Origin of the sequence: Sphingobacterium sp. BIGb0116 (assembly GCF_024808035.1) — a bacterium.
Classification (GTDB): Bacteria; Bacteroidota; Bacteroidia; order Sphingobacteriales; family Sphingobacteriaceae; genus Sphingobacterium; species Sphingobacterium paramultivorum.
Genome location: NZ_JANUDT010000002.1, coordinates 88167 through 103772 on the forward strand (window position 1 = coordinate 88167; position 15606 = coordinate 103772).

Below are 15606 nucleotides of genomic sequence, written 5' to 3' on the forward strand. Positions count from 1 at the left end.
GGCCGATGAGTGTATTGAAGAAGAAACCTTTGGAACAGCTGGGTTATGGATTTATCCCAGATGAGTTTATTCCAGCAGGACAGGACGAATATACCCTGCGCTTTCAGCAAAACCCGCGTAATGACTACCGTGACCTGACGGAAACGGAGGTTCAACAGTTGATTAACAATGGAAACTGGTCCAGCGACTGGTCCAAAGTCAAAGTATCGGCAATCTTTGATCCGAATCAGGTTCAGCACTGTAAATTCTATGGTTTGGTCCGTATCGGCAATTTGAGTCCGAGTTACCTGGATTACCGCAATTTGCAGCTGCCCATTGGCCTGTATCATTCGACGATCATCAGTTCAGACTTTGGCGACGATGTTGCTGTCCACTATGTCGGCTACTTGTCCTACTTTATTGTTGGTAATGAGGTGCTGTTGAGTCAGATCAAGGAAATGGAGACTGGTAGTACAGCCAAATTCGGGAATGGTATTCTCCGTGATGGTGAAGAGTCAGATAAACGGATCGAGCTGGAGCTCTGCAACGAAAATGGTGCCCGTTCGGTTTACCCTTTTGATGGTATGCAGGCTGCAGATGTATACCTTTGGACCCGCAATCGACATGATCATGCTTTGCAGCAACGATTTGGAGAACTGACTGATCAGAAATTTGGAAGTCAACGGGGCTATTACAGCCAGATTGGCGACCGTTGCGTCATCAAAAATACGTTAACGATCAAGAATGTCAAGATCGGGACAGATGTCTATATCAAAGGGGTCAGCAAGCTGAAAAATGTAACCGTCAATTCCTCACAGGAATCGTATACGCAGATCGGTGAAGGCTGTGAGCTTGTTAATGGAATTATTGGCTATGGCTGTCGTATATTTTACGGCGTTAAAGCTGTACGTTTTATCCTGGCGTCCTATTCACAATTGAAATATGGCGCGCGTTTGATCAACTCTTATTTGGGTGACAACTCGACAATTTCCTGTTGTGAAGTGTTAAATTCCTTGATTTTTCCAGCGCATGAACAGCACCATAACAACTCGTTTTTATGTGCGGCATTGGTGATGGGCCAAAGTAATATGGCTGCCGGAGCAACCGTAGGATCCAATCACAACTCCAGAGCTGCGGATGGTGAAATTATTGCGGGACGTGGTTTTTGGCCTGGGCTCTGCGTCAGCCTAAAACACAACTCCAGATTTGCATCGTATTGCCTTATTGTGAAAGGGGATTTTCTGCATGAACTGGATATCAAGTTGCCTTTTACCTTAGTGAGCAATGACGTGCAACATGATCAACTGGTCTTGATTCCGGGGTATTGGTTTATGTACAACATGTATGCATTGGTACGGAATGCCAATAAGTATGCGGCGCGGGACAATCGACATTTCAAAAATCAATATTTTGAATACGATATGTTGGCACCGGATACGGTGAACGAGATGTTTGAAGGGATGGATATGTTGGCCTTGGCCGTGGCAGATAGTCTCCACACCGCCGTGGGGAAGGATAAGCACGAACGTATTGTTGCCGGTCGGGCACTGCTTGCCAACAACATGGACCTAAAAGATCAGACAATTGTGCTGCAAGGAGCCGAAAATTCACGCAGACCGACTGTTATTCAGAAGGTTGGTGAAGCTTATCATTTATATCGCTCGTTTATTAAATACTATGGTGTACTGCACTTGATGGATGCCCTTGAGGAGGGGCTGTCACTGCAGGATATTATCGGGTCCTTATCGGGTAGATCGCGTACAAGCTGGGAAAATATAGGTGGACAGCTGATCGAAAGCAATGCCCTGCAAACTTTCCTGGATGATGTCAAATCAAAAAAAATAGATTCATGGGATGATATTCATGAATTCTATCATGATAAAAGTAAAGCATACCCCTTAGATAAACGTGTACATGCACTCTTGTCTTTAATAGAAGTCTTAAATTTGGAAGGTATGGTTTTATCAACAGATAAAATTGTATCTTTGTTGGATCAGGCGCTTGGACACCGGATCTGGATTGGTGAACAGATTTATAAATCCCGGGCCAAAGACTACAAAAATCAGTTCAAAAACATGGTTTATGCCAATGATGAAGAACGCGATATTGTGGTAGGAAAACTGGAGGAAAATTCTTTTATCAATCAACAACAAAAAGAATTAGAGATATTTAAGATAAGGGTTGCTAATTTGAAAGGGCAATTTTAAAAGAAAGGCTTCCGCTCGGAAGCCTTTTCTTTTTTTTGTGAATCACGTATTAGCGGTCTTGACAGTTGGTAATGTCCCAAAAGTGGCGTTGTAAATTCTTTTTCTGCGATAGGCAGAAGCGGTCAAACTTTGATTTCTTCCTGCGCTGTGAAGCGCATCGCAGGTCCTTAGTCGTTGATCTTATCAAGTGGTTTGCGTTTATTGTCTTTGATTTGCTTAAAGTGGCTTGGCGTCAATCCGGTTACTTTTTTGAATTGATTGCTTAAATAAGCAACACTGGAGTAATTGAGTTTATAGGCAATTTCACTCAGGGTAAGTTCGTCGTAAACCAATAATTCTTTGACATATTCAATTTTCTGGCCGATGAAGTATTTTTCGATGGTTATGCCTTCAACATCCGAAAAAAGATTGGAGATGTAGTTGTAATCATGGTGCACTTTCGTGCTGATGATTTCGGAAAGATTAAGGGTGGTATCGTTATGTTGATTACGGATAAGATCCAATACGACATGTTTTACCTGTTCGATGATGACGGTTCTTTTATCGTCAATCAGTTCAAAACCAAGTGCCGAAAAATTGGAAGCAAGTTGCTTGCTCTCCGCTTTGGTCAGCTCTTCTTCAATCTCAACCTGGCCCAAAGAAATATGCTTAACATGGAGATTGAGCTTAGCCAATTCATTTTCAACAACCATAATGCATCTATTGCATACCATATTCTTTATTGCAAGTTTCATATATAAATTATTACTGATTTGTGTCTGCATCCTATGGTTTCATGAATGCTTCGCATGTTGTCTTTTAGAGGTCCTATGGAATATCCTGTTGATTTTATGCAGGTATATTTAAATCTTGGATGCCGTGCATGCTGTGATGTGGTCATCGGTATTTGTGTTTATCACATTGGATATTCCATCGGAATTATTTTAAATACAAGTTACTAATGTAAACTCAAAAATCGATAATTTATTAGACATGGCGTTGTAATATTTAGGGTTTATCTTGTAGTATTTTGAAAACAGGGTGTAGGGTAAAATAGGGGGGAACGGCTAAGCGGCCAGCGGATGAGCGTAATGAGCGTAATGAGCGTAATGGGCGTAATGGGCGGGCCATTCGGCGCTTTAGCCTTGAGGTCGTTAGGGGTATGTTTCAGTCAAGAGTTATTTTAGTTAAGTCTTTATTCCAGTTAAGTCTTTATTTCAGTTAGGGTTTTATTTCAATAGCTGTGCCTATCGGAACAGCATAAAAAAGTTCGTCAATCTCTGCGTTTGTAAGTGCCATACAACCGAAAGTCCAGTCCATGTGGCGCTGCAATTTAGCGATAAAGCCTAGTCCGTTTCGAAGTCCGTGGATCTTAATGTCGCCACCGGCATCTTTTCCTAAACTTTTGGCGTGGGCGATATCCTGTTCATTCGGGTAGGAGACCCCCAGGTTTTTGTGATAGCTGCTATATTGATTTTTGTCGTTGATCGTGTAAAGCCCTTCGGGTGTTTTTAAATCGCCTTCAAATTCTTTGGAGCCCACAGGTTGGCCGCCCAATGAAATACGGTAAGATTTTAGGAGCTTTCCCTTATTATAGGCCAATAGTGTTCTTTTTGATTTATAGACGATAAGCTTGTCTACTTTGGCATGCTGATCCAACGTTGGTTCTGGATAAAGATTATAGCCTATCAGACCCAGGCAAAGCAAGACGAGGAGGCTGATTACTGTTTTTAAAACTATTCGACGATTTCTTGGTCGCTTCATCTTGGAGATTGTTAGCTAATGGATAAAATGTTTAGACCGACTGCCTAAACTAGGGCCCTGCACTCGGTCTAAACATGTATTTTGATGCTGCCGCCTAGAATTCGCGGTCAACATCTTTGTCGCCACGTCCCGAGAGATTCACAATAGCGACTTTGTTTTTGTCTTTTAACAATTTCACCGCGAGAGCAACAGCATGTGATGATTCAATGGCCGGAATAATACCTTCCAGTCGAGAAAGTAACTTGTAGGCATCGATCGCTTCTGCATCTGTCACGGGGTGATAGTTTGCACGATTGCTATCTTTTAGTTGGGCATGTTGCGGCGATATCCCCGGGTAGTCAAGGCCCGCAGACACCGAGGTTGACGGGATCGGATTGCCCTCATCATCGACAAGGCAGTACGAAAAGGTTCCCTGGAATACGGTTGGTTTGCCAAAAGAAAGTGTCGCAGCTGTTTTTGGATAAGTTCCGGTGCCACCGCCTTCGCCACCATGAATTTCGACCTCATGATCATCGAGAAAACCCGAAAATAAGCCAATAGCATTTGAGCCACCACCTACACAGGCGAAGATGCTGTCTGGAAGGCGCCCTTCCTGATCAAGAATCTGCTGGCGTGCTTCCTTACCGATAACGCTTTGAAAATAGCCGACCATTTTTGGATAGGGGTGTGGGCCAACGTGCGATCCCAGTAGATAATAGGATGTTGGATTTTCAACGTAATACATCAAGGCCGCATCGACGGCATCCTTCAATGTACGGCTACCTAAGTTGGTCGTTACAACTTCGGCGCCCAACAATTCCATGCGCTTGACGTTTAGGGCCTGGCGCGCAGCGTCGATTTCACCCATAAATACTTTACAGGGGATGTTTAACAATGCTGCTGCTGTTGCTGTTGCAACACCATGTTGACCAGCGCCAGTTTCGGCAATGATCTCTGTTGCTCCCATTTGTTTGGCCAGAAGAATTTGACCGATACAGTTGTTTATCTTGTGGGAGCCCGTATGGTTGAGATCTTCCCGCTTTAAATAGATTTTGGAACCGATATACTCGCTTAAATTCTTCGCGTAATATAAAGGTGAGGGGCGACCGACATAATGTTTTAAGATCGCAATAAACTCTTTCTGAAATTCTTCTTTTTGGACATGGCTATCGAAAAAAGCAGCCAGTTTATCTAATTGTTCTTCCAGTACCGGGGGGATGTAGGATCCGCCGTACGCTCCATATTGACCATTGTATTGAAGCATCTTTTCGTTTGCTTCGACAGATGCTGCTTGTGCTAGACTCATTTTAGGCTTAAGTTTCTTGTTGTAAAAGGATATATTATTTATTGAAGCCTAATATAGTAATCTTTGCAGGTATTGGAAAAAAAACAAGGCATCTTTTCTAGAAAAGATGCCTGTTAAATTTTGTATTTGCAAACAAGGACATATTGCGCCCTGTTTTAAGCTTTGGTTTTCCGGAATATAAAGTAGAAACCCACCAGAATAAAAGGTATACTCAGCAATTGGCCCATGTTTAAAGCCATACTTTGCTCGAAGGCTTCCTGGTCAATTTTAAAATGTTCCAAGACCATACGTGCACCAAATAATAAGACCATGAATATGCCAAATAATTGACCTTTTTGGCGATTGGGATTCGATTTGAATAGGGAACCAATGATAATAAAGATCAAAATATAGGCGATTGCTTCATAAAGCTGTCCCGGATGGCGCGGTACATTGTCGACACGTTCAAACACGATAGCCCAAGGTAGATCTGTAGGCGTACCAATTATTTCAGAATTGAAGAAATTTCCGATACGGATAAGTGCACCTGCAATAGGGACTACAACAACCAATCGGTCCGCTAGCCATAGAAAGTCGGTTTTTGTTTTTCTGCAGAATAAATATAGCGCGAGGATAATTCCGATGGCGCCACCGTGAGAAGCCAAACCTGCAAAGCCGGTGATATGAAATCCTGTTTTATCCCATTTAAATGGAAGGAAGATTTCAAGTATATGATCTTTGTAATAGTCAAAATCGTAAAATAGGCAGTGTCCTAATCGAGCGCCGATCAAAGTGCCCAGGAAAATATAAATTGAAAGCTGATCCAGCTGTTCTTGTGTGCGGCCTTCCTTTTTGAATATACGCAACATAATCACGTATGAAACAAAAAACGCTAATAACCAGCATAAGGCATAATAGCGAAGGGCAAAGGCGCCAAAGTTGAACATTTCCGGGTCAATATTCCAATGTATTGCACTTAATATTGAATTCATAAATTTTATAGCTGTTTAAATTACTTTGGAGTAAAGATAAGCTTTAATCTCATTTTTTATTCCTACAATTTGTTTTTAAGCATAATATCATTGGACTGCGAACCTAATTCATTCATCGTGAATGAAATATTGTCTTTTGCTGATCCTTTTTACTAAAATAGGGGGCTATGACCTAAAATAAATTGCACAAACAATATTTCAAAAAACATTTTTACTTTTGCATTTCATTGAAATTTTCATATTTTGACGAAAGTAAATAGAAAAGGAAAAGATGGCAGAAAAAAACAAGAAAAAAGAGCCGAAGCACAACGCGGTTGTGACTAAAGATTCGCTTTCATTTTTTGAGAAATATATCAATAATGCTTCTCCTACAGGATTTGAGTGGGAAGGACAGCGACTGTGGTTAGATTATTTGAAGCCCTATGTCGATGATACATTTGTTGACAACTACGGTACAGCTGTGGGGGTAATCAATCCAAAAGCAGAGTACAAGGTCGTTATAGAGGCTCATGCGGATGAGATTTCTTGGTTTGTCAATTACATTACCAAAGATGGACTGATCTATGTGATTCGTAACGGTGGTTCGGATCACCAGATTGCACCGTCTAAGCGCGTGAATATCCATACGGAAAAGGGCATTGTCAAAGCTGTATTCGGCTGGCCGGCAATTCATACACGTTCGGGAGAGAAAGAAGAAAATCCTTCGCTGAAAAATATCTTTTTGGACTGCGGCTGTAGTACCAAAGAAGAGGTTGAAGCCTTGGGTATACATGTGGGTTGTGTTATTACATACGAAGATACATTCTCTATCCTCAACGACCGTTATTATGTTGGGCGGGCTATGGACAATCGTGCCGGTGGTTTTATGATCGCTGAGGTTGCTCGTTTGCTAAAAGAGAATAAAAAGAAATTGCCATTTGGATTATATATCGTAAATTCGGTGCAGGAAGAGATTGGTTTACGTGGTGCCGAAATGATCGCAGATCGTATCAAACCGAATGTCGCTATCGTAACCGATGTGACACATGATACGCAAACTCCGATGATCAATAAGATCACGCAAGGAGATCTGTTTTCAGGAAAAGGTCCGGTATTGTCCTATGCTCCAGCGGTTCAGATTAATCTGAATAAACTGCTGGTTAAGGTTGCTGAGAAGAATAATATTCCTTTCCAGCGTCAGGCTTCTTCTCGTTTTACAGGAACTGATACGGATGCATTTGCCTATAGCAATGGTGGTGTACCGTCGGCATTGATTTCTTTACCTCTTCGTTATATGCACACAACAGTGGAGATGGTTCATAAAGAAGATGTTGACAACGTAATCAGATTGATCTACGAGACGTTATTGAATATTGAGAACGGACAAGACTTTAGAACATTTACAAAGTAGAATTTAAGAATATATTAACTTATCATTAGAATTATTATGGAAAATAACCAAAATCAAAACGAATTGAGCATTGAGTTGACAGAAGAAGTAGCAGAAGGAATCTACTCAAATCTTGCGATTATCACTCACTCTAATACTGAATTTGTGGTTGACTTTATCCGTGTGATGCCAGGAGTGCCAAAAGCAAAAGTGAAATCAAGAATCGTTTTGACTCCGGAGCATGCAAAACGCTTGTTAGGTGCATTGGTTGATAACGTGAACCGTTTCGAAGCATTAAATGGCCCAATTAAAATGGACTTAGGTGTTGCTGAACAACCTCAACAAGGTGGCGATCCTACAGTTGCATTCCCTTTTGGAACGCCACAAGGTCAAGCATAGTTGATAGCAGCTATCATTGAGATATCGAAGCGCCAATTGAACATTGGCGCTTTTTTTTATGTCCTTAATTTTAGAAAAGTCTTTCCGATACCCCGATTCGGTTCATGTATGAAAAAGACGATTGCCTAACTGCCTGTTAAGGGATAAGATCATCAAGATCTATATTAAAATTGAAACATCTGCATACCAGGTAGTTTCTATTAACATTTTTTAATCAATGTTTAGACAGTAATAAGTCAGTGCATATTCAGTCTACACTGAGCAAGCACTGAACGAGCACTGAACAATCACTGAGTAAGCACTGTCTAAAATATAAAATAGGGTGCCATCTAGTATTCGCTTGTTGCCTATTGCTAGTTTTGGACTTGGCCTTTACTTTTACTAAATTTAAATAACTAATTTCAAAAAGGAGATTTATATGGATATTCAAGTGCGTAACTTGACAAAGAAGGATTATGTTGATTTGAAAAAATCGATGGAACAGGCTTATGATGGTGTCGGCGAAACCTGGTCAAAGGAAAATATTCAGGATTTGATAGAATTATTTCCCGAAGGGCAGTTATGTGTGGAGATTGATGGACATGTGGTCGCTTGTGCCTTGTCGATTATCCTAAATTCAAAGAAGAATAATATTTACGATAGTTATTATGATATTATCGATGACGGTAAGTTTACCAAACATAGTGATGATGGAGATACACTGTACGGGATAGAAGTGTTTGTTCATCCGGCACATCGGGCGTTACGTCTTGGACGCCGTCTTTATGATGCACGTAAGGAGCTGTGTGAACAGATGAACCTCAAATGTATTGTTGCCGGGGGGCGTATTCCCAATTACCATAACTATGCGGATAAAATGAGTCCGCGGGTTTACATCGAGAAAGTCAAACGTAAAGAGATCTATGATCCGACGCTGACCTTTCAGCTTTCGAATGATTTTCATGTCAAAAAAATACTTAAGCATTATCTGCCCGAAGATGCTGAATCCATGGAATTCGCTACTCTGTTGGAATGGAATAATATTTATTATGAGTCAGAGACGCGCTCGATTTCGACGACGAAGCAGACGATCCGCTTGGGTCTGGTGCAATGGCAGATGCGTTTGTTTGATAACCTAGAGGCATTTTATGATCAGATCGAGTTTTTTGTGGATACAGTGAGTGATTATGGAACAGATTTTATCATGTTTCCGGAATTTTTCAATACGCCACTCATGAGCCCCTATAACGATCTCCCGGAGCGCCTGGCAATGGAAAGGCTTGCGCAGCATACTTCAGAGATTATCGATCGCATTCAACAGTTTGCCGTTTCCTACAACGTCAATATCATTGCAGGGTCGATGCCTTTGATGGAAAACAAAAAGCTCTATAATGTTTCCTACCTCTGTCATCGCAACGGTAAGCTGGATGAGTTTAAAAAAATTCACATCACACCAAATGAATTTAAATATTATGGTATGGTGGGCGGAAGTGAGGTGAAGGTGTTTGATACCGATTGCGGTAAAGTGGGACTGTTGATCTGTTACGACGTAGAGTTTCCTGAACTGAGCCGTATTTTGGCCGATCAGGGGATGCAGATCCTATTTGTGCCCTTTATGACGGATACCCAAAACGGATACATCCGGGTGCGTACCTGTGCACAGGCTAGGGCGATAGAAAATGAATGTTATGTGGCTATTGCCGGCTCTGTGGGCAATTTACCCCGTGTGAATAATATGGATATACAATATTCGCAGTCCGCTGTTTTTACCCCTTCGGACTTTGCTTTTCCCAATAATGCCATTAAAGCTGAGGCGACACCGAATGCCGAAATGGTGCTTATTGCCGACGTTGATCTTTATGCCCTGAGAGACCTGCATGAGTATGGTACTGTTAAAGTCAAGAAGGATAGACGGAAGGATTTGTATGAAGTGAAACTTTTGAAGTAAATTTAAATACTCTTTTAATCTCTTAAAATATGATACAAAAAGTCAAATGGGGAACGCTATCCATGGTCTTAATGATGATGTCATGTCAGTCAAATAAGAAAAGCGATACTGCTCAGGAGGTCCGCACAAATTTTTTTGATGTCTCAGGCATGGACACTACAGTGAATCCAGGAGATAATTTCTTCCAATATGCGAATGGAAGCTGGATGAAAAACACCCAGATCCCGGCTTCTGAAACTGGCTGGGGTTCATTTTATATTCTTGCTGATGAAAACCTAGCAAACCTAAAATCTATTTTGGAAGGTGCGGCAAAGTCTGACAACAAAAAAGGTTCCGATCAGCAAAAGGCCGGCGATTTCTATGCGAGTGGTATGGATACGGTGACGATTGATAAATTGGGCGCAAAACCGATCGAAGGGGCCATTCAAAAAATCAATGGGTTGAAAAGTATTGATGAATTGATCGCTTATGCTGCGGATGGATTTAAGGAGGGTGATGGTGATCTTTTTACATTTTATGTGGCCGCAGATGACCGGATCAGCACTAAAAATGCATTGCAATTTTTTCAGGGGGGACTCAACCTGCCTGAAGCGAGTTATTACTTGGATCAGGATGACAAAGCGAAGAAAATCCGGGAGGCTTATGTTGCGTATCTGGTAAAATTATTCGGGCTGATCGGCGAAGGGGCAAATGCGCAAAAGTCGGCAGAGGAAGTGCTGCGCTTGGAAACAGAAATTGCCAAATCGCATGCTACACCTGTGGAATTGCGGGATCCCATCAAAAACTACCATAAATTTGCGGTACAGGAATTTCAGAAGCAAACGCCAAACCTCAATTGGAAAGATATTTTGCAACGCTTGGATGTGAAGACCGATACCATTTTGGTACAGCAACCTAAATTTTATCTTGCTTTAAATAATTTGTTGAAATCACAGTCCTTAGATAGTTGGAAAACAAAACTAAAAGCAGATCTAGCGAACGCTTCTGCGACGGCACTGAGCAAAGGTTTCAGGGATGCAAAGTTTGAATTATTCGGAAAAACCCTGAATGGACAGAAACAGGAGAAAGAGCGTTGGAAGCTGATGGTGAGCTCGGCCGACGAGAACCTTGGCGAGATTGTCGGGAAGCTGTATGTGGATGAGTATTTCAAACCCGAGGCAAAAAAACGAATGCTCGAATTGGTCGACAATTTGCAAAAAGTCTATAAGAGCCGGATTGAGAAATTGGACTGGATGACGCCTGAGACCAAAAAGAAAGCAATTGAAAAATTGGAAGCGTTCACCAAAAAAATCGGCTACCCGGAGAAGTGGAAAGATTATAGTGACGTGGAAGTTGCCAAAGATACCTACTATGCCAATTTACAGTCTGCTGCAAAGCATGCCTATAAAGAAATGGCAGGTAAAATCAGCAAACCGGTTGACAAAGCGGAATGGCTGATGACAACTCCTACGGTGAACGCCTATTACAATCCACCGTATAATGAAATTGTATTCCCGGCCGGCATCTTGCAGTTTCCATTCTTTGATGCCAATGCGGACGATGCGATCAATTATGGCGCTATCGGTGCCGTTATCGGACACGAGATGACACATGGTTTTGATGATCAGGGGCGTCAATATGATAAAGACGGTAACTTGAACGATTGGTGGACCGCAGTGGATGCGAAACAGTTTACGCAACGCGCCAATCAGGTAGCAAAGTTATATGGTAGTTTTACCCTGTTGGACAATCAACATGTAAACGGTGAGCTTACTTTAGGTGAAAATCTGGCGGATATCGGCGGTTTAAATATTGCCTATGACGCTTTCAAATTAACCAAGCAAGGGCAGGGGCAGGATAAAATTGATGGCTTTACACCAGATCAACGTTTCTTTCTGAGTTTTGCGCAAGTGTGGCGCGTAAAGAGCAGCGATGAGCGCATGCGATTACGTTTAAAAGTTGATCCACATAGCCCCGAACAATTTAGGGTAAATGGTCCCGTATACAATATGGAGGCCTTCTATAAAGCATTTAATGTACAGCCTACGGCAAAAATGTATGTAGCACCTGAGAAGAGAATTTTGGTTTGGTAAGCGAAAACAGGGGTGAACAGCATTGTCCCGATACAGATTAAGACAATGCTGTTCAACTGATAACGTTTAAATGGAAACGAAAAAGTAAATTTGTCTTTGAATTATGATAAAAACTGATTACTTTTGCCCTTCATTTAATAACACATTTAATTAATTAACAATGTACGCAATAGTAAATATAGCAGGACAGCAATTTAAGGTTGCAAAAGACCAGTTCCTTTTTGTACACCGTTTACAAGGAGATGAAGGCGCTAGTATTGAATTTGACAATGTATTGTTAGCAGAAGACGGTGGTAAATTCACCATTGGTACACCTAGCGTTGCTGGTGCAAAAGTTTCGGCTAAAATTTTGTCTCATTTAAAAGGCGATAAAGTTATCGTTTTCAAGAAAAAACGTCGTAAAGGCTACAAAAAGAAAAACGGTCACCGTCAACAATTTTCTAAAATCCAGATCACTGGTATTACGTTATAATTGAATTTTTAATCAGACAAATAGTCTTAAATTAAGATAAAGAAATGGCACACAAAAAAGGTGCGGGTAGTTCTAAGAACGGCCGTGAGTCACATAGCAAGCGTTTAGGTATCAAAATCTTCGGTGGTCAACAAGCAATCGCTGGTAACATCATCGTACGCCAACGCGGTACACAACACAATCCTGACACAAACGTTGGTATTGGTAAAGACCACACATTGTTCGCTTTAGTAGACGGTAAAGTAGTTTTCCGTAAAAAAGCTAACAATAAATCTTATGTATCTGTAGTTCCTACAGAACAAGCATAAGGTTTTGCAACAATATTGGAGAGGCATCAAGAAATTGATGCCTTTTTTGTTGTTTATACTTTTAGCTACTGTTCCGATGTGCCTGCTACCGGGTGATTTTGGAGCGGTATAGCGGGCTGCTCTGCGGAATTGCTACCTAGTATGCTGAATTTATCGGGCTTGGTACTGAGCTTTTTAAGCTTTTTGGACTGTTTAAATTGTTATTTTCTGTTAAATGTAACCGCTTTGGTACAATTTTTATAAAGGATAGGTGTTTTTAAGACAATAGGCGAAGCATTCGTAAATATCACTGGATGCAAGCACGATTGAATAAATACTTACATATGAAATACAACAATTTTGGATATGGTTTGTGTGCCGGGTTATTTGCCTGTTCATTTTATTCCTGTAGTTCGATTTATATGCCCAATGTGCCTTCAGCGCCGATGTTTACAGAAGCTGGCGAGGTCTATGTTTCCGGCAATATCAATACAAAGGCCAATGTATCTGCAAATCTGGGGGTAGCTGTAACTGATCATGTGGCTGTCATTGCCAATGGTTCATATGTTGATAATAGATCCAATATCAAAGACTATGCGCAAAAGATGGGCGAAGCGGGGATAGGTTATTATACACGCTTTGGCAGAAAAAATAATCGTGTATTTGAGGTTTACGGGGGTTATGGGCTGGGTAATACCAGTGTGGTTGATAAGCGTTCGTCGACGATGGGACAGGCCGTTGTAGAAACGAAGGACATGGATTTTGACAAGGTGTTTGTGCAGGTAAACTTTTCATCGGAGAAAAAGGATGCCCTGAAATTGTTTGGCAACCGGCATGATATCGATTACGGTACCATCATCCGACTGAGCAATATGCGTATGAAGAATTTTGCTATTGATGGTCTTCCGGCAGAGAAAGAAGATAATATGCTTATTGAACCTGTATTTTATACAAGAATGGGGTTAGGGAAAGGATGGAAGCTGCAATATACGAACGGTATGGTATTCGGTTTTAAAAGTAATACCTATTTAAAAGCAGGGTACCCATTGTTTACACTGGGAGTTTTATATAAATTTGGAGGAAAATAGTGGCTATGAGCAAGAAAATTTTATTTGGATGTTTGGTTCTGCTGGGTTTGTTTATTTCCGGCTGTGGTGTGAATCGACAAAAGGCACAGATCGAAAATTTGGCGAAATGTAAATTCGATGTGGAATCGGTAGATAGTATTCGATTGGCCGGAACATCATTGCAACGACTGATCAGGAATAATCAAATTGACCTGGGAGCGGCGCCGAGCTTGGCATTGGCCTATTTGCGGAAAGATATTCCATTGGAAGCAGTTATTAGACTTAAAATTGATAATCCGACGCTTAAAAAAGCGTCTATCAATAAGTTCCAGTATATCATTCTTTACGGTGGACAGCAGCTTGTGGAAGGGATTGTGAATCAATCGTTACAAATAGAGCCCGGAGAATCTACAGTGGCCAATGTGCGTATAGCGACCAATATCTATGATTTGTTGAAGAATTCGGACCTGCAGGATTTTTTAATGTCAAGCGATGAGAATAAAAAGGGGATATTTACGTTAAAAGTTAAACCTTCTATCAATATCGCAGGGCAGTCGGTGTTCTATCCGGGGTATATTACCATAGATAAAGCGGTAAGTCGTAAGATTCTGCTTTAGACACACGCATGCTGTGATAAGATATCAAGGTTTTCCATGAAAATGGAAAACCTTTTTTATTGATCTTGATTTTCAGGCTAGTTAAGTTCCCCCGGGACCCTAATCAGTATCTTGCTAAATCGTTATTACGAATGGACTATTATGTTAAGAATTAAACTGTAATAAAAAAGTTATAGTGTCAAAGTGTAAAGTATACACCTTATTTTATATTTTAGTCTCTAATTACAAACCTAAATATGTTAAAAAGAATCTTTATTCCTGTTTTGTTATTTGCTGGCGTGCACGCTATGGCTCAGAAGACGTTCGAACCGTATGAGCAACCCATTGAAGGGACTAATCTGACGTTCAAAATGCTAGCAATCCCTGGTGGTAGTTTTAAAATGGGAACTACAAGCGGGGGGAAAGAGGATGAAAAACCTGCACATGAGGTGAAGTTGGACCCATTTTGGATGGGGCAGTATGAAGTAACCTGGGATCTGTTTGAGCCATTTCTGTATAAAGATTATGAGATTGCAAAGAGCAAGGACGGTAAAGTATCCAAAGAGATTGATGCTGTTACGCGACCTACCAAACCCTATTTGGATATGACTTTTGGTTTTGGAAAAGAGGGGCACCCGGCCTTGGCGATGACACATTACAATGCCATCCAATTCTGTAAGTGGTTGTATGTCCGTACCGGTGTGTTTTATCGTTTACCAACAGAGGCTGAGTGGGAATATGCAGCTCGAGCTGGTTCAAAGACAACTTATTTTTTCGGCGATCAAGCAACGCCATTAGCAGATTATGCCTGGTATAAAGATAATGGTGAACAGAAAACACATATTGTAGGACAGAAGAAACCGAACCCTTGGGGCCTTTATGATATTTATGGCAATGTTGCCGAGTGGACTTATGATCAATATAAGGCCGATAGTTACAATGAAGGCAAAGGAAAGGTATTGACCAACCCCGTAGTCGTTCCGACAACCCTGTATCCACATGTTGTACGCGGTGGTGCTTTTGACAGCGGGGCAGAGGACATGCGCTCTGCTGCGCGTGGTGCTTCAGATCCCGTGTGGAAACAGTTGGATCCACAAATTCCAAAAAGTAACTGGTGGTTTCCGGAAGCCCCATTCGTGGGTATGAGACTGGTAAGACCCCTTAATCCACCAAGTCACGAAGAAATTATGGCTTATTACGACAAACAGCCAATCAAAGACTTTTAATATAAA

At 41.3% G+C, this 15606-nt stretch carries 14 protein-coding genes; 10 read left to right on the forward strand and 4 right to left on the reverse strand.

Annotated elements, in window-relative coordinates:
• Window positions 1-5 precede the first annotated feature (5 nt).
• Window positions 6-2186: a DUF4954 family protein gene (locus M2419_RS06730; protein WP_153844733.1), complete on the forward strand. Its 2181-nt coding sequence runs from the start codon at window positions 6-8 to the stop codon at window positions 2184-2186.
• Window positions 2187-2353: 167 nt separating this feature from the next.
• Here the strand turns inward: M2419_RS06730 and M2419_RS06735 are convergent, their stop codons facing one another.
• The 4 genes from M2419_RS06735 to lgt all read right to left on the reverse strand — a co-directional run bounded on the left by M2419_RS06735 (window position 2354) and on the right by lgt (window position 6185).
• Complete coding sequence (locus M2419_RS06735) at window positions 2354-2920, reverse strand: AraC family transcriptional regulator (RefSeq protein WP_120334066.1); 567 nt, start codon at window positions 2918-2920, stop codon at window positions 2354-2356.
• 466 nt (window positions 2921-3386) lie between these two features.
• The gene (locus M2419_RS06740) at window positions 3387-3929 is read right to left on the reverse strand and encodes a murein L,D-transpeptidase family protein (protein ID WP_153844732.1); all 543 of its coding nucleotides are present in this window, start codon (window positions 3927-3929) and stop codon (window positions 3387-3389) included.
• 94 nt (window positions 3930-4023) lie between these two features.
• The gene (gene trpB, locus M2419_RS06745; protein WP_220801536.1) at window positions 4024-5214 is read right to left on the reverse strand and encodes a tryptophan synthase subunit beta; all 1191 of its coding nucleotides are present in this window, start codon (window positions 5212-5214) and stop codon (window positions 4024-4026) included.
• A gap of 155 nt (window positions 5215-5369) precedes the next feature.
• On the reverse strand, window positions 5370-6185 hold the full coding sequence (gene lgt / locus M2419_RS06750; protein WP_120334068.1) for a prolipoprotein diacylglyceryl transferase: 816 nt from the start codon (window positions 6183-6185) through the stop codon (window positions 5370-5372).
• A gap of 271 nt (window positions 6186-6456) precedes the next feature.
• Between lgt and M2419_RS06755 the strand changes: the two genes are divergently transcribed.
• From M2419_RS06755 to M2419_RS06795, 9 genes are all read left to right on the forward strand, one after another.
• Window positions 6457-7575: a M42 family metallopeptidase gene (locus M2419_RS06755; RefSeq protein ID WP_088161775.1), complete on the forward strand. Its 1119-nt coding sequence runs from the start codon at window positions 6457-6459 to the stop codon at window positions 7573-7575.
• 36 nt (window positions 7576-7611) lie between these two features.
• Entirely contained in the window at window positions 7612-7953 is a 342-nt protein-coding gene (locus M2419_RS06760; RefSeq protein ID WP_153844730.1) for a DUF3467 domain-containing protein, read from the forward strand.
• Window positions 7954-8371: 418 nt separating this feature from the next.
• The gene (locus tag M2419_RS06765) at window positions 8372-9880 is read left to right on the forward strand and encodes a carbon-nitrogen hydrolase family protein (protein ID WP_075992894.1); all 1509 of its coding nucleotides are present in this window, start codon (window positions 8372-8374) and stop codon (window positions 9878-9880) included.
• Window positions 9881-9909: 29 nt separating this feature from the next.
• Window positions 9910-11952 (forward strand): M13 family metallopeptidase, encoded by a 2043-nt coding sequence (locus tag M2419_RS06770; protein ID WP_153844729.1) that lies wholly within the window; start codon window positions 9910-9912, stop codon window positions 11950-11952.
• A 160-nt stretch (window positions 11953-12112) separates the two neighbouring features.
• Window positions 12113-12424, forward strand: coding sequence for a 50S ribosomal protein L21 (rplU, locus tag M2419_RS06775; protein ID WP_028068281.1), 312 nt, complete (start codon window positions 12113-12115; stop codon window positions 12422-12424).
• Window positions 12425-12468: 44 nt separating this feature from the next.
• Window positions 12469-12732, forward strand: a complete 264-nt coding sequence (rpmA, locus tag M2419_RS06780) for a 50S ribosomal protein L27 (RefSeq protein ID WP_046672918.1) — start codon at window positions 12469-12471, stop codon at window positions 12730-12732.
• 323 nt (window positions 12733-13055) lie between these two features.
• Window positions 13056-13799, forward strand: a complete 744-nt coding sequence (locus tag M2419_RS06785; RefSeq protein WP_153844728.1) for a hypothetical protein — start codon at window positions 13056-13058, stop codon at window positions 13797-13799.
• A gap of 5 nt (window positions 13800-13804) precedes the next feature.
• Window positions 13805-14395: a hypothetical protein gene (locus M2419_RS06790; protein ID WP_120334071.1), complete on the forward strand. Its 591-nt coding sequence runs from the start codon at window positions 13805-13807 to the stop codon at window positions 14393-14395.
• 236 nt (window positions 14396-14631) lie between these two features.
• Window positions 14632-15600, forward strand: coding sequence for an SUMF1/EgtB/PvdO family nonheme iron enzyme (locus tag M2419_RS06795; RefSeq protein ID WP_153844727.1), 969 nt, complete (start codon window positions 14632-14634; stop codon window positions 15598-15600).
• The last annotated feature ends 6 nt before the right edge of the window (window positions 15601-15606 follow it).

What these genes read in the sequence shown, in the direction of transcription:
- lgt (WP_120334068.1), bottom strand. Translation starts at nt 6,185, where the DNA reads ATGAATTCAATATTAAGTGCAATACATTGGAATATTGACCCGGAAATG.
- M2419_RS06755 (WP_088161775.1), top strand. Translation starts at nt 6,457, where the DNA reads ATGGCAGAAAAAAACAAGAAAAAAGAGCCGAAGCACAACGCGGTTGTG.
- M2419_RS06735 (WP_120334066.1), bottom strand. Translation starts at nt 2,920, where the DNA reads ATGAAACTTGCAATAAAGAATATGGTATGCAATAGATGCATTATGGTT.
- rplU (WP_028068281.1), top strand. Translation starts at nt 12,113, where the DNA reads ATGTACGCAATAGTAAATATAGCAGGACAGCAATTTAAGGTTGCAAAA.
- M2419_RS06795 (WP_153844727.1), top strand. Translation starts at nt 14,632, where the DNA reads ATGTTAAAAAGAATCTTTATTCCTGTTTTGTTATTTGCTGGCGTGCAC.
- rpmA (WP_046672918.1), top strand. Translation starts at nt 12,469, where the DNA reads ATGGCACACAAAAAAGGTGCGGGTAGTTCTAAGAACGGCCGTGAGTCA.
- M2419_RS06770 (WP_153844729.1), top strand. Translation starts at nt 9,910, where the DNA reads ATGATACAAAAAGTCAAATGGGGAACGCTATCCATGGTCTTAATGATG.
- M2419_RS06730 (WP_153844733.1), top strand. Translation starts at nt 6, where the DNA reads ATGAGTGTATTGAAGAAGAAACCTTTGGAACAGCTGGGTTATGGATTT.
- M2419_RS06765 (WP_075992894.1), top strand. Translation starts at nt 8,372, where the DNA reads ATGGATATTCAAGTGCGTAACTTGACAAAGAAGGATTATGTTGATTTG.
- M2419_RS06760 (WP_153844730.1), top strand. Translation starts at nt 7,612, where the DNA reads ATGGAAAATAACCAAAATCAAAACGAATTGAGCATTGAGTTGACAGAA.
- M2419_RS06790 (WP_120334071.1), top strand. Translation starts at nt 13,805, where the DNA reads ATGAGCAAGAAAATTTTATTTGGATGTTTGGTTCTGCTGGGTTTGTTT.
- M2419_RS06785 (WP_153844728.1), top strand. Translation starts at nt 13,056, where the DNA reads ATGAAATACAACAATTTTGGATATGGTTTGTGTGCCGGGTTATTTGCC.
- trpB (WP_220801536.1), bottom strand. Translation starts at nt 5,214, where the DNA reads ATGAGTCTAGCACAAGCAGCATCTGTCGAAGCAAACGAAAAGATGCTT.
- M2419_RS06740 (WP_153844732.1), bottom strand. Translation starts at nt 3,929, where the DNA reads ATGAAGCGACCAAGAAATCGTCGAATAGTTTTAAAAACAGTAATCAGC.